The following is a 13,095-nucleotide window of genomic DNA, read 5'->3' as shown; positions in this document are numbered from 1 at the left end:
CCTGAATGGTGTCCATGGTCACGACCAACACTGATTTGCGTCTGTTCGGTCTCGACTTGCGAAAGTTGGGCGCAGAGCTCGCGCGCCCCTGGCAAGGTTTGCTGGATCGGCCGGCCCTGCGCTGGCTGACCCCGTTGCTGCCGGTTCGGCTGATCCGTGCCGACCGCAGCGAATGGGTTCTGCGTGGTGAGTTGCTACAGCCGGTGGCCGAATGTTCGGCCAAGGTTCGGGCTGCTGCCAGCCGTGCCACTGCGGTCGAACTGCCTGAAGACAGCGTGCTGTTTCGCGAACTGGTGCTGCCCATGCTGGCCGAGGCCGACTTGGCTCGCGCTGTGGCGCTCGAAGTGGCGGCCGCCAGCCCCTTTTTGCCGGACGACACGGTGCATGGTTTTGCGGTGCTGTCGCGCCAAGGCCAGAGCCAGCGGGTGGCCCTGGCCCTGAGTTCGCGGGCCTCGGTTGCCCGTTACCTTGATGAAGTGATGGCCGCGCCCGGCCAGCCAGCCGAGTCATCCCGACCGGCCCCCGAGGTCTGGGTGTCTTTGAGTGCTACCGCCTTGCAACCAGGCCCCTTCATCACGCTGGCTGGCTTTGGTGAGGCCAACCGCCTGCGCCGCCAGCAGCGCGGGCGCAACCTGCGTGTGGGCTTGGTCCTGCTGGCTTTGTTCTGGCTGGTGCCGGCGCTCACCGCGTCAAGCCTGCAGCTGAGCCATCGTGCACGGCTGGCCGAGGCCCAGTTCGCCATCCTGAGCAAAAAGGCGGCCCCGGCTGTGGCGCAGCGCACTGAGCTGGTCACGCAGCTGGATGGTCTCAAAGACCTGAACGAGATCCTGCAAGAGCGCGTTGAGCCCCTGCGCGTGATTGCCTTGATGACCGAAACCCTGCCCGACGATACTTGGCTGCAGTCATTGCAGATCCAAGGGACAAAAATCACCCTGCAGGGGTTGACCCCAAGTGCGGCTGCGTTGATGCAAAAACTCAGCACCGAGCCGCTCTTCAAGGATGTCAAAGCCCCTTCGGCTGCTGTGCGTCAGCCTGGCGCTGCCAAAGAGGCTTTCAACATCGAATTCACACTCGACACCAAGGCCATGCGTGCCAACGACCCCGAGCAGGAGGCGCCGCCCCCGCGCCCGCGTGAGAACCGCCCGCAGCCTGGGGCTGACGGCAAGCCTGCCGACGCCAATGCTCCCAAGCCTGCGCCGACGGGGAATGCCGCGCCTGCCGCTCCTGCTCCGGTGTCGGCCGCCTACCCGCAAGGCGTGCCGCCTGCGGTACTCAAAGAGGCTGGGCCGTTCGGTATATTGTTGGGCGCTACCCCCAAGGTGGCACAGCCTGCGCCGGCGGTGCCTCCTCCGCCGCCTCCGCAGGCGCCTGCTGCGGCCCCGGCCCCGGTCGCAGCCCCGGCCGCGCCGGCCCCTGCAGCGCCCGCCAAGCCCGCGGCCGGCGCGAGTCCGTTCTCGATCGGAGGTGGCAAATGAAGTCCATCAAGCAGTTGCAGAACCTGCCGGGCCTGGTCTTGGGTCTGCTGCTCGTGTTGTTGCCTTTGATAGGGGTGTCTGGCTATGTGTATGTGCAGCATCAGGGCGCCCAAAAGCGCCTGTCTGATTTAGAGCCGCGCTACGCGCGCCTGCTGGGCCTGGTCGGGCAGCAAAGCCAGATCGAAGATGCTGTCGATCAGGCGCGCCAGTTGCAGGATCTGTACATTTACCCCGCCACACAAGACGTTTCGCAAGTGGGCAATGCAGCCCAGCAGCGCATTCGCGACCTCTTCACCAGCGCTGGCGTGGATGTGCAGTCCAGCCAGGTGTTGCCCGCCAAAACCGACCACCGCTTTGATCGCATCCCGATTCAGGTTCGTTACGAGGGGGAAATGGCCAAGCTGCAAGCGTTGCTGGTGGCCGTGGGTACCCAGCCTGGACCTGCCGTTCTGATGGAGGGTATGACGGTGCAGATCCTCACGTACGCCACCAACCAGGCACCTGCGCGCCTGACCGGGCAAATCAACTTTTTTGTGCTGAGGTCGGCATCGTGAACGCACAAGTCCGGAAGATCCGTCTCGTCATCCGACAATACGCGGTGTGGTTGCTGCTGGCGCTGAACCTGTTGCTGGCGCTTGAGGTCGTGCACCTTTGGGTTAACCGCCAGGGAAAGCTGCGTGATTGGTTGTGGCAGGAGCCCAAAGAACAACAAGTCTCTATTGACAAGATCAGCCTGCCTCGCGGCGCTGCGGGCGGCGAGGCTGACTTGAGCCGTTTTGTTCAGGTGCTGGACCGTCCGTTGTTCACGGCGACTCGCCGTCCACCACCCCCGCCACCCCCGCCGCCTCCGCCTAAACCCGTGGATCCTTTGGCTGACTTTGAGTTGGTGGGGTTGGTGGAGCAGGGGGCTGAAGGCAGTGTGCTGGCCAAGCAGGGCGGCAAGGTTCGTCGCTTCCACGTGGGCGATGCGGTGGGCGAATGGCGTTTGTCTGCGGTCAAAGGGCGCGACGTCGTGTTCAAGAATGGCACCGAGTCGAGAACTATCACGCTGGTCCGGAGTCGCAAGCCCTGAGGCTGTGCCTCATAGGTTGTCGATGGCGGCATTGAGTAACTAAGAAATATGAATCACAAACAATTTGTGCTCACTTCGGTGGTGTTGGCGATCAGTCAGCTGAGTTGGGCCGCCGGCGACGATGCGTCGGGCATCAAACCTGCAGCAGCCGGTTTTTCAATCGGTGGAGGGGCAGCGGGGCCTGCGAAAACGGCGCCCGCTCCCGTCAAGGCAGCACCAGCACCAGCACCAGCACCAGCACCAGCACCAGCACCAGCACCAGCACCAGCACCAGCACCAGCACCAGCGCCAGCGCCAGCGCCAGCGCCCGTTGCGGCTCCTGAGGCCCCTTCGGCTGCCGCCACTGTGCCCTCTGCGCCGGCTGTTGTGGCCCCTGCCGCACCTTCTGGGGCTGAAGCCAAAGCGCCTGAATCCGCACCGGCAGCCCCTCAGCCTGCCGTGGTCCCGGCCATGGTGGCCGCACCTGTGTCAACCGTTGTTCCGCCCAAGGCTGCTGAGCCCAAAGCTTCAGCCCTGGCTCCGCAAGTCGACACCGAACCCCGTTTGGATCGCGGCACCGGCGTGATCACCGCCCCCAGCCTTTTGGCGCCGCCACCTGACGGTTCGGCCACCTCGTTTGGTTTTGAAGAGGCGCCCATTCTCGATGTGGTCAACGTGCTGATGCGCGACATCTTGAAGGTGGATTTCGTGATCCACCCACCGCTGACCGGTAGCGTCACATTGGCCACGCGTGCCAATGTCAGCACCGATCAGGCGGTCTATCTACTTGAAAGTGCGTTACAAGCGGCTGGCCTGCAGATGGTGCGCGACACGCGTGGCATTTTCCATGTGGGCAAGCCCGAGTCCCTTAAAGGCATCGGTGGCGCTGTGCGCCGTTTTGAAGCCGGCAAGGCCTTGCAACCGGGTTACGGCGTGATCGTGGTGCCGCTGGAGTTCATTGGTGCCGCCGAAATGGCGAGCATCCTGAAGCCCCTGTTGCCGCCCGATGCCCTGGTGCGAACCGACACCACCCGCAACATGCTGGTGCTGGTGGGCTCGCGCACCCAAGCCGAGGGGTGGTTGGACCTGGTGCGCACCTTTGACGTGAATCTGCTCAAGGGCATGTCGATTGGCCTGTTCCCGCTCAAGTACATCACCACCAAAGAGGTGGAAGACACGCTCAAAATGCTGGCCGCCTCGACCGGCAGCACCCTGAGCAGCTCGACCACCACGGCCCCTGGTGGGGCCACAGCCGCCCCAGCAGCCCCCACCATGAGCCTGGGCGCTGCCGTGGCCGCAGGGGGCTTGGGCTCGTCGTCGAGCACCGCCAACCGCACCGGCGGTGTCAGCGAGGCGTTTCCCCTGTTTGGGGCCATTCGCATGATGACGGTCGACCGACTCAATGCCGTCCTCGTGGTCACGCCCCGAGCGCCCTATCTGGATGAAGCCAAGCGATGGCTCGATGGCATTGACAAACCGGGGCTCAACGGCGGTGAACCTCAACTGTATGTGTACCCCGTGCAAAACGGCAATGCCAAACACTTGGCCAGCGTGATCAGCGGCCTTTTTGGGGGCAATGCGGCGGGCAGTACCTCCAATACCGGCGTAGCGCCCAGCCTGGGAAGCTCCAGCACCGGCTCGACCTTTCTGGGCTCTTCGGGCACCAGCAGCTCAGCTTTTGGCAGCAGCTCCGGGATGGGCAGCGGCAGTTCCTTCGGTTCGGGTACCAGCAGCACCAATGCCGCCAACAACGCCACCAACGTGCAAGCCGTGGCCTTGGGCAACAGCGGTGTGCGCCTGATTGCCGACAACCTCAACAACGCCATCCTGGTGTGGGGTACCCGGGCCGACTTTGCAAAGATCGAGAATGCCCTCAAACGCCTTGATGTTCCGCCCACCCAGGTGCTGATTGAGGCCAGCATCATTGAAGTGACCCTCAGCGATACCCTGAGCTACGGTTTGCAATGGGCCTTCAGTGGTGGTGCTGCCAATGGTCGAACTGGCAAGGGAGTGCTCAGCTCAGCCGTTGATGGCTCCATCGCCACTGCTGCTCAGGGTTTTACCTACACCTTGACCAACTCGGCTGGCAGCGTGCAGGCCGTGCTGAATGCGCTGGCGGGGGAGTCTTTGCTCAAAGTGATCTCCAGTCCCACCCTGATGGTGCTCGACAACCATACGGCCAACATCACCGTGGGCACCCAGCAGCCGGTGCAGGCCGGCAGCAGCGTGACCAGTACAGGTACCACCGTCAGCTCGATTCAATACAAAGATACCGGTGTCAATCTCACGGTGACCCCATCAGTCAATGCCGGCAACATGGTGACCATGGAATTGCAGCAGACCGTGAGCGATGTCGGGGCTACGCAAGACAAGGCCACTGGTCAATACCCGTTCAACCAGCGCCAGATCACCAGCAAGGTGGCCGTACGCTCGGGCGAAAATATCGTCTTGGGTGGCCTGATCCGTGACAACAACAGCAATGGCAGCTCGGGCTTGCCCCTGCTCAGCTCCATCCCGGTGATCGGGGGGCTGTTTGGGGCCAAAAACTCCAGCACCAACCGCACTGAATTGCTGGTGGTATTGACCCCGCGCGTGGTGCGCTCCGATCAGGAGATCCGCGACGTCAGTGAGGAGGTCCGTGACAAGCTCAAGGGTCTGTCAGGTTTCAAGAACCTGGCTGTGAGCCCGGCGGGCAAGGCGCCCTTGACGCAAAGCACGTCCACCCTTAAGTAAGCCATTTGTTTCTTCTATATATAGAGAGAAAGTCTTCGCATCATGACCCTTGCATCTTCTTTCAAGACACGCCGCTGGGCCTTGACTGCCTGTGCTGTTTCGGCCCTGCTGCTGGCCGGTTGCGCAAGCATGCAGACCCAAACGCCTGAGCAGATCGTGGAAGCCCGCGCCAACCAGCGCTGGCAGCACCTGATTGATGGGGATATCGAAAAAGCCTACGACATGCTGACCGACAGCTACCGCCGAGTCACGCCTTATGAGCGCTACCGTGGTCGCATGACCAATGGGGGTTGGATCAAGGCCAAGGCAATTTCCGTGACTTGTGCCGATGAAGTGTGTGCCGTACGCATCAGTCTCGAAGCAAAACCTCCCCTGGGGAGCAGGTATGGCGGTAACATCAATACAGGGCTCGATGAGAGTTGGGTTTTCGAGGAGGGGCAGTGGCGTTTCAAGCCGCAGCTCTGATCCGTGACCTCAGGGCTCAGCGAGCACTGCCTTGTCTTACAGGAGGAACGTCAACCAGGTATTGGGTTTTGTTGCTTTTCTTCAACATGATGGGCTAGCCCACAATCCACTGGATGAGCCCGTTTCTTTCTGTGCTACGATTCGTAGGCGTTGACAATCTTGGTAGTTGCGCTTACCAAATTTTTTCTAAACAGGAGTTTTCATGAAAAAAAGGATTTTGTCCTTGAGCATTGCTGCCATGATTGGCGGTGTTGGTCTGGCTGGCGGAGCTTCCGCTGCAGTGTTCACCCCGGCAACGGCTGGTTCCACCCTGTCGCTGAGCAGCACTGGCGCTGGGCACATCCTGTTGGTGCCTTACTTCAGCACCCAAAGTGGCAACGCCACCTTGCTGAACATTGTGAACACCGACACGACTAACGGTAAGGCCGTCAAGGTTCGTTTCCGTGGCGCTGCTAACTCGGACGATTTGTATGACTTCCAAGTTCTGCTGTCGCCTGGTGACGTGTGGACCGCTTCGGTCTCGCAAGATGCCACCACCGGTATCAGCACTCTGGCTACCTCTGACGCTACCTGCACCTTGCCCACCTCGGTCAATGGCGCTTTCCAAACTGGTCGTGTTCAACAACTGAGCACCGCTGCAGCCATCGCCAATCAAACCCGCGAAGGCTACATCGAAATCCTGAACATGGCTGACATCCCGAAGGGTGGCTTGGTTGACCAAGCTACTCTGGCCAACGGTGTCTACACCATCCCCACCACCAACCCGCTGTACACCGCTATCAAGCACGTGAACGGTGTGGCTCCTTGCTCCACCAACGCTGCTGGCGCTGCTGCCATCAACCTGCTGGTGCAAGACCCGGTTGCTTACTCGTCGCAAGTCACCACGCTGACTTCGGCTACCGCTACCGCTTCGAACACCGCTCAAGCCCTGGGTCTGACCTACCCCACCGGCAAGCTGTTCGCTGACTGGACCATCATCAACGTTGCCAACACCACGACCTACTCGGGTCAAGCTACGGCCGTTTCTGCTGATTCCGCCAACCTGGTGTTCTTCCCGCAGATCAGCACCTCGATCACCAACACCCCTGTGTCCAGCACTGCTGGTAGCACCACTGGTGTTGTCAGCGCCTTGCTGGATAGCGTGACGGCTGACCCGGTGTTCCGCAAGACCGCTGTGGCTTACAACCAAGCTACGGTTCTGGGCACCAGCAACCCGAACGGCACCAGCGCCGCCAACGTTGCTAACGGCGTGGTTGTGAACGCGGCTTCGTCGACTGCTGCTTCTATCGCCAACCCGGTGGTGGCTGCTGCTTACTACGACCTGCCTGACCTGTCGACCCCGTACGTCGGTCTGGTGAACACCTCGACCGTGGCTGCTCTGAACCAATCGAATGCCCTGACCGGCACTCTGGCTCGTGGCACCGTGACCAACGAATACCTGACCAGCTCGTCTATCAGTGGTGCAACTGACTGGGTGTTCTCGATGCCCACCCGTCGTTACCACACTGCCTACGCTTACGCTTACGCTGGCGCTACCGGCAATGGTCAGGTTTACACCGACTACACCAGCTCCGCTGCTGCAACTGCGTACACCTACTTTGGCCCGCTCAACACCACCGTGTCGAGCACCAATGGTCTGCAGATTTGCACCAAGCTGGCTACCGGCGTGACCTCTTTTGGTCGTGAAGAGCAAGCTCCTGCCACCTCCAACCCTGGCTTCGTTGTGTCGCCTGGTACCGTGGCAGCTACTTCGACTCTGAGCCTGTGCGGCGAAACCTCGGTTCTGTCGTTCGGCGTGGCTTCGGCTGTGTTGAGCGCTACCGTGGCTAACACCGTGTACCCGGCTGCTAGCCTGCCGGCTGCTGATGGCTGGGCTACTTTCAGCACCGCTGCCAACTACACAGGCACCCTGCCTATCATCGGTTACTCCGCTGAGAAGGCTGTGAACGGCGCTGTGAAGGCCGGTGTGTCGGGCAACTTCGGTCTGCTGTTCTCGCACCGTTAATTGCTAGCCGGTTCGCCGGTTCATCCAGGCCTCCGGGCTTGGCATGTAAAAAAGGCGGAGACTTCGGTCTCCGCCTTTTTTTTGATCAGTGTTTGATGAACTATTGGGGCGAAATTCAATCACTCCAGCGTTCTTAGTTTTTTGTCTATACCCATGTTTCAACTCAAACCCTCTTGGATTCTTTCCCTGGCTGCGCCGTGGCTCATGTTGGGTGCCGTGAACGCGCAGACCGCCGAAGCTGCTCCTGAGGTGCTATTGACAGCGCCTGGCATTGTTGTGACCACCCAGGATGTTCTGGCTGAAATGCAGCGTGTACCAGCAGACAAGCGTCAGGAGGCATTGGGCAAGCCAGAAACAGTGGGACAAATTGTTCAGAATCTTTATCTACGCCGCGCCTTGACTCGCGAAGCCGATGCGGTGGGCCTGAATAAAGATCCGATGCTCAATACGTTGCTGACGCTCAATCGAGAACGTTTGATGACGGATGCGATGCTGGAGCATCTCGATAAGAAGAACTCGCTCAAGGATGCCGATGCAGAAAAGCTGGCAGCCTCAGAATACAAGGCCAATCCTAAGAAATATGAAGCCCCGGAAGAGGTTCAAGTCAGCCATATTCTGATCCGCAGTGGCGTTGACAAAGACGGAGCCAAGGCGAAGGCTGAAGAGATTCTGGCCCAATTGAAAAAGGGCGCTGATTTTGCGGTGCTGGCAAAAGAGCGTTCGGAAGATCCGGGCAGTGCTGCCAAAGGTGGAGATCTGGGCAAATTCGGGCGTGGCCGAATGGTCAAACCATTTGAGGACGCCGCATTTGCAATGAAGAAGCCAGGCGAGCTCTCGGATATCGTGGAATCCCAGTTCGGTTATCACATTCTTCGCCTCGATCGGCACATCATGCCGCACGTTCGTCCTTTCAGCGAAATCAAGGACGAGTTGGTCAAGGAGTTGCAGCAAAAGGCAATCGTGGATGGCCGCAAGCTTGAGGCGGAGCGACTCAACAATGTTGCGACCATTCAGGGCGATGCCTTGGCTCATTTCACGGATTCATACAAGCCCGCACCGGCCTCAGCCGAAGCGGCTCAGACGGCACCTGTTGACAAGAAGTAATCCCGGTCTTGGAGAGGGCCCATGGCGGTCCGCCACCCTGGCGGGCTGCCATGGGCCCTCGGTATGACGCAAGACGAGCTGGAAGGAAAAATGGCATGATGCAGGCCACGAGGGCGGAATGGACTCAAATGATCCGAGCGCGCTCACTGTTATGGACCTTGGCTCGCAGAGAGATTGCAGCCCGCCACGCGGGTACTGCGATCGGCGCCCTGTGGTCGTATGTGCAGCCGCTGCTGACCATAGCGGTGTATTACCTTGTCTTCGATATTGTGTTTGCGATGCGTTTGGGTGAGCATGCGCCGGTCCGGGCCGTGGGGACCTTCTTGATCGTGGGTTCATTGCCCTGGATGGCATTCTGTGAATTCATCAACCGCGGCATGGGAAGCTTGGTAGATGCAGGGAGTCTGCTGCAAAAGAATGCCTTGCCTCCTGCGCTGTTTCCCATTCGTTCGATCCTTGCCAGCTCTGTGATCTATGGCCCTTTGATTGTGCTTTTGGTCCCAATGTATGGCGCTTACCACCATTACCAATCTGCCTTGCTGGCGCTGCCCATGCTGATGGCGACGCAGGCCTTGCTTTCTTTGTTACTGGCTTATGTTCTAGCCATATTCGCGGCAGCATTGCGCGATACGGTACAGGTGGTTGGATTCTTCCTGTCCTTGGGAGTGTTTATTTCACCGGTTCTGTTTCCGCTATCGCAGTTTCCTGAGGCCTGGCGATGGGCGCTCTGGATCAATCCGATGACACCCTGGGTGCTGGCCTATCAAGCGGTCTTTTTGGAAGGGCAATGGCCTGCACCAATGTCCTGGTTGGTCATGGCGGCTTGGGTCGCTTCCGGTGCTCTGCTGCTCGAGTTGATGTTGGTCCGCAGCAAGGACCATCTGGTCGATTGGCTGTGATGACAGATCGTGCTACCCCAGTGCTGCGGGTTGAGCAGCTTTGCAAGGAGTACCGGCTGTACGATTCACCGGGTGCGCGCCTGCGTTCCCTGTTGTTCGGACATGCTGCATACAGGACTCAGCAGGTTCTGAAGGATGTGAATTTCGACCTCTACCGAGGCCAATGCCTCGGTGTGGTGGGCAATAACGGGGCCGGCAAGAGCTCTTTATTGAAACTGGTGGCGGGCACACTGCACCCCACCCGAGGCCAACTGCAGCGTCAGGGTCGGGTAACGGCCATTCTTGAGCTGGGTGCTGGCTTCCACCCGGACTTCACCGGACGGGATAACTTGTTTTTCGGTGGGCGCTTGATCGGATTGTCCGACCTCGAGATCAAGGCCTTGGCTCAGAGCATCATCGACTTCTCAGAACTGGGCGAGGCGATTGACCGCCCAGTGAAGTCTTATTCGTCGGGCATGGTCGTCCGGTTGGCCTTCGCTTTGGTGACGGCGGTCGAGCCCGATGTGCTGATCATTGATGAAGCGTTGGCCGTTGGTGATCAGCATTTCCAGAAAAAATGCATCGAGCGGATCGCCACCTTCCGCCGCAATGGCTGCACGATTCTCTTCTGCTCCCACAGCATGTACCACGTGCGCAGCCTCTGCAATCGAGCGATTTGGCTCGAAAAGGGGGCGGTTCGTGCTTTTGGCCCCACGGAAGACGTGCTCAGCGCCTATGAGGCCGAGCTGCCCCCTTCGGTCACCCAGACCGAGCGCGGCGAAGCCGTCAAGCCGATGTTGGAGCAGATGGCTGCACGTCCTCGAACCGAGCCTGCGGCGGTCGATTCCGAGCCACTGGAGCAGCTTCCGGCCCTGCAGGAGGGGACAAGGGCTCGCATCCTCTCCATGCAGGTGGAAGGTCTGGGCAATGGGGATCCTCCGCTGCTGACGCAAGCCGACCTGTGCGTGACCGTCACGGTCCGAGTCGCAGACGACGAACAGCCCCAGATCGGCATCATGTTGGAGCAGGCCAAAGGCGCAGGGATCACGGTGGTGGCCACTCATACCGACCATGTGAAACCGCAGAACCTTGGCCGGGGGTGCTGGCGGGTCCGATTGCGCTTCGTGGACCTTCCTTTGTATTCAGGCGACTACGTGCTGAGTGCCTACCTCTTCGACCATGGGGGTCTGGTGGTGTACGACGAATGGCTTCATCATGCCTATTTCAGGGTGGTCTATGCCAGCACACTCCCTGGCTTGGTACGCTTGCCGCATCGTTGGGAATAGGCACCGTTGACATTGAACGCTTTCATTAACCGGTGGCGCAACTGGTGGCGGATCCAGTTGCGCGATGCGCTGGAACTGGTACTGGTGCCCGCACTGGCAATTTTTCTCCCCTGGCCGATCTGCTTCAGCTTGTTCAAGGGCTTGGCACGGCTTCCCGTCCTGTATCGCATACCGGTGCGGCGGGGCCTGGAGCAGGCGGCACAGCGTGGCTGGATGGCGACTGCCGAGTCGGCCCGGTGGGCTCGCGACCTCCGTCTGGTTCGCCTGATCGACCATGCCGACTTCTATCTGATGGCGACCCGGGGCACTACCTGGATGAAGCGCTATGTCCAGGTGGATGGACACTGGCCGGAGCCGGGCCAGGCCGGTCTTCTGTGTACCTTTCATTGGGGGGCGGGCATGTGGGCACTTCGCCACGCGCGCGAACAAGGCCTGCGGCTACACATGCTGCTGGCACGTTTCGACCCCGGGGTCTTTGCCGGCCACCCCGTCATGCTGAACTATGGGCGTTGGCGCACCGACGCCGTGGCCCGGGAGGGGGGCTGCCCCACCATTGATCCCACCCAAGCGGGGGCACCTCTTCGCGCCGCTCTGGCAAGCCGGGAGCATGTGATGGCGGTGATGGATGTGCCATCGGACATGGTCAAATCGACTGAGGTGGTGGATTTCTTGGGCCACCGCGTCAGCATGCCCAGTGGTTTGGTTCGGCTGGCGTTCGAGCAGCAGGTTCCGGTCACTTTGTTCAGCATGGGAATCAACCTGGAAACCGGCCAGCGCCACCTGCGAATTCGAACCTTGCCGCCCGCTTCGGACTCCTCTCAACTGATGAAGCAGGTCTTTGCCGAAATGGATGCCCTGGTGCGTCAGTCGCCCACGCACTGGCATTTTTGGGGCGAGGCCGAGCGCATCTTCGCGGCGCCTGCACCCCGGTCATAGGGGCTCAGGCGCCAGGCCTGCCGCGGGGGGGCATGGTGAAGGCTGTTGGCGGGGTGACGTTCTGCAGCATGCGCCGGCCCCATCGGTTCAGTGGGCGCTCGACGAAGCGGGCAACCACCCATGTTGTCAGAACGGTTGCAAAGATCACCGCCAGAGTCAGGCCGCCCTTTTCCCTCATAGGCGTGTGTGTCCAGGCGAGCAGCCATCCAAACAGGCCCATGACCAGCGAATGCCCAAGGTAGAGGCTGTAAGAGGCATCTCCCATTGACTGCAGGGTCTTGAAAGGAGAATGCCCCATGGCGTGCAGAACACTGGCCAACAACACCAGGCAGACAGAGGCGCCCCCCAGCAGGAGCACCCGCTCAGGGGTGTGGTAAAAGCCGGCGATGCCACTGGGATTGAGCTGCCCACTGTGCTGATACAGATAGGCGCAGGCGCCCAGCCCGATCAAACCCAGAAGGGCTGGGATCAGAAGCCGAGGTCGATGCCAGGCACGCGTTGAGCCCAGCAGGTAGCCCATGATGAACTCCAGTACCAACGCGTAGGCGTAGAAGTTGTGCCAGCGGCTGGCATGGCGAGCCCCTTCGGGCGTGAAAATACCCGCCTGATAGAAGCAGATATTGGCAATCGTCAGCACCACGCCAAGAACCAGCAGCAGGAGCGCGGCGTGGCGGCGCGTGAACAGGTAGATCAAAGCCAGGGCCGCATAAAAATACAGCTCGAAACTCAGCGTCCAGGTGATCGGGTGCAGGTAATTCTGCAGGTACAGCGGCCACAAGAAAAACGATCCGAGCAGATTCACCGTTTCAGTGAGCTGCCCATTGAACGCACACCACAGCCAGTACGCCAGGAAATAGGGCCACCAGCCGCTGTAGATCCGGATCAGCCGGGCAGACATGAAACTGCCGGCGGAGCGCCAGCCAGGGCTCAGCACGGCGGTGGTCATGGCCATCACATAGCCACTGATCACAAAAAACAGGTCCACACCCGCAAATCCCATGCTGATGAAGCCGTCCAGCAACGGAATGCCGCTGCGGAAGTACTCGGCAAAGCTGAGGTGAAAAAGAAAGACCCACAGGGCGGCGAGAAATCGCAATGTCTGGATATTGCCGATCCACTCAGTGGATCGGGTGAGGGGGCGTGTCTCGGGCGTCATGGCTCG

At 60.3% G+C, this 13,095-nt stretch carries 12 protein-coding genes; 10 read left to right on the top strand and 2 right to left on the bottom strand.

All coding sequences use genetic code 11. The annotated features are described in order from the left end of the window. Nucleotides 1–14: 14 nt before the first annotated feature. The 3 genes from F624_RS36270 to F624_RS0119030 are packed head-to-tail and all read left to right on the top strand — an operon-like array spanning nucleotide 15 to nucleotide 2,547. On the top strand, nucleotides 15–1,475 hold the full coding sequence (locus F624_RS36270; protein WP_169426650.1) for a PilN domain-containing protein: 1,461 nt from the start codon (nucleotides 15–17) through the stop codon (nucleotides 1,473–1,475). Further along, nucleotides 1,472–2,029, top strand: a complete 558-nt coding sequence (gspM, locus tag F624_RS0119035) for a type II secretion system protein GspM (protein WP_019575935.1) — start codon at nucleotides 1,472–1,474, stop codon at nucleotides 2,027–2,029. The genes F624_RS36270 and gspM overlap by 4 nt, the downstream gene beginning before the upstream one ends. Then, nucleotides 2,026–2,547, top strand: a complete 522-nt coding sequence (locus tag F624_RS0119030; RefSeq protein ID WP_019575934.1) for a hypothetical protein — start codon at nucleotides 2,026–2,028, stop codon at nucleotides 2,545–2,547. The genes gspM and F624_RS0119030 overlap by 4 nt, the downstream gene beginning before the upstream one ends. Before the next feature lie 205 nt (nucleotides 2,548–2,752). Here the strand turns inward: F624_RS0119030 and F624_RS35540 are convergent, their stop codons facing one another. Then, nucleotides 2,753–2,965 carry a hypothetical protein gene (locus F624_RS35540; protein WP_031255560.1) on the bottom strand — a complete coding sequence of 71 codons (213 nt, stop codon included), beginning with the start codon at nucleotides 2,963–2,965 and terminating at the stop codon, nucleotides 2,753–2,755. A 125-nt stretch (nucleotides 2,966–3,090) separates the two neighbouring features. On the opposite strand from F624_RS35540, the gene gspD reads away from it, so the two are divergent. The 7 genes from gspD (at nucleotide 3,091) to F624_RS0118990 (ending at nucleotide 11,933) form a co-directional block, all read left to right on the top strand. Further along, nucleotides 3,091–5,259, top strand: coding sequence for a type II secretion system secretin GspD (gene gspD, locus F624_RS0119020; RefSeq protein WP_019575932.1), 2,169 nt, complete (start codon nucleotides 3,091–3,093; stop codon nucleotides 5,257–5,259). Nucleotides 5,260–5,301: 42 nt separating this feature from the next. Further along, complete coding sequence (locus F624_RS0119015) at nucleotides 5,302–5,724, top strand: outer membrane protein assembly factor BamD (protein ID WP_019575931.1); 423 nt, start codon at nucleotides 5,302–5,304, stop codon at nucleotides 5,722–5,724. A gap of 202 nt (nucleotides 5,725–5,926) precedes the next feature. After that, nucleotides 5,927–7,729: a hypothetical protein gene (locus F624_RS0119010; RefSeq protein WP_031255557.1), complete on the top strand. Its 1,803-nt coding sequence runs from the start codon at nucleotides 5,927–5,929 to the stop codon at nucleotides 7,727–7,729. A 153-nt stretch (nucleotides 7,730–7,882) separates the two neighbouring features. Next, a complete protein-coding gene (locus F624_RS0119005) occupies nucleotides 7,883–8,833 on the top strand; it encodes a peptidylprolyl isomerase (RefSeq protein ID WP_019575929.1) in 951 nt (316 codons plus the stop codon). Nucleotides 8,834–8,928: 95 nt separating this feature from the next. Then, nucleotides 8,929–9,732: an ABC transporter permease gene (locus F624_RS0119000; RefSeq protein ID WP_019575928.1), complete on the top strand. Its 804-nt coding sequence runs from the start codon at nucleotides 8,929–8,931 to the stop codon at nucleotides 9,730–9,732. After that, entirely contained in the window at nucleotides 9,732–10,997 is a 1,266-nt protein-coding gene (locus F624_RS0118995) for an ABC transporter ATP-binding protein (RefSeq protein WP_019575927.1), read from the top strand. Before F624_RS0119000 ends, F624_RS0118995 begins: the two co-directional genes overlap by 1 nt. A gap of 6 nt (nucleotides 10,998–11,003) precedes the next feature. Further along, a complete protein-coding gene (locus F624_RS0118990; RefSeq protein ID WP_157443524.1) occupies nucleotides 11,004–11,933 on the top strand; it encodes a lysophospholipid acyltransferase family protein in 930 nt (309 codons plus the stop codon). A 4-nt stretch (nucleotides 11,934–11,937) separates the two neighbouring features. On the opposite strand, the gene F624_RS0118985 is transcribed toward F624_RS0118990, so the two are convergent. Further along, entirely contained in the window at nucleotides 11,938–13,089 is a 1,152-nt protein-coding gene (locus tag F624_RS0118985) for an acyltransferase family protein (protein WP_169426646.1), read from the bottom strand. Nucleotides 13,090–13,095: the final 6 nt, after the last annotated feature.

This window comes from Curvibacter lanceolatus ATCC 14669, assembly GCF_000381265.1.
Lineage (GTDB): Bacteria > Pseudomonadota > Gammaproteobacteria > Burkholderiales > Burkholderiaceae_C > Curvibacter > Curvibacter lanceolatus.
This window is presented reverse-complemented; position numbering and strand designations above follow the sequence as displayed.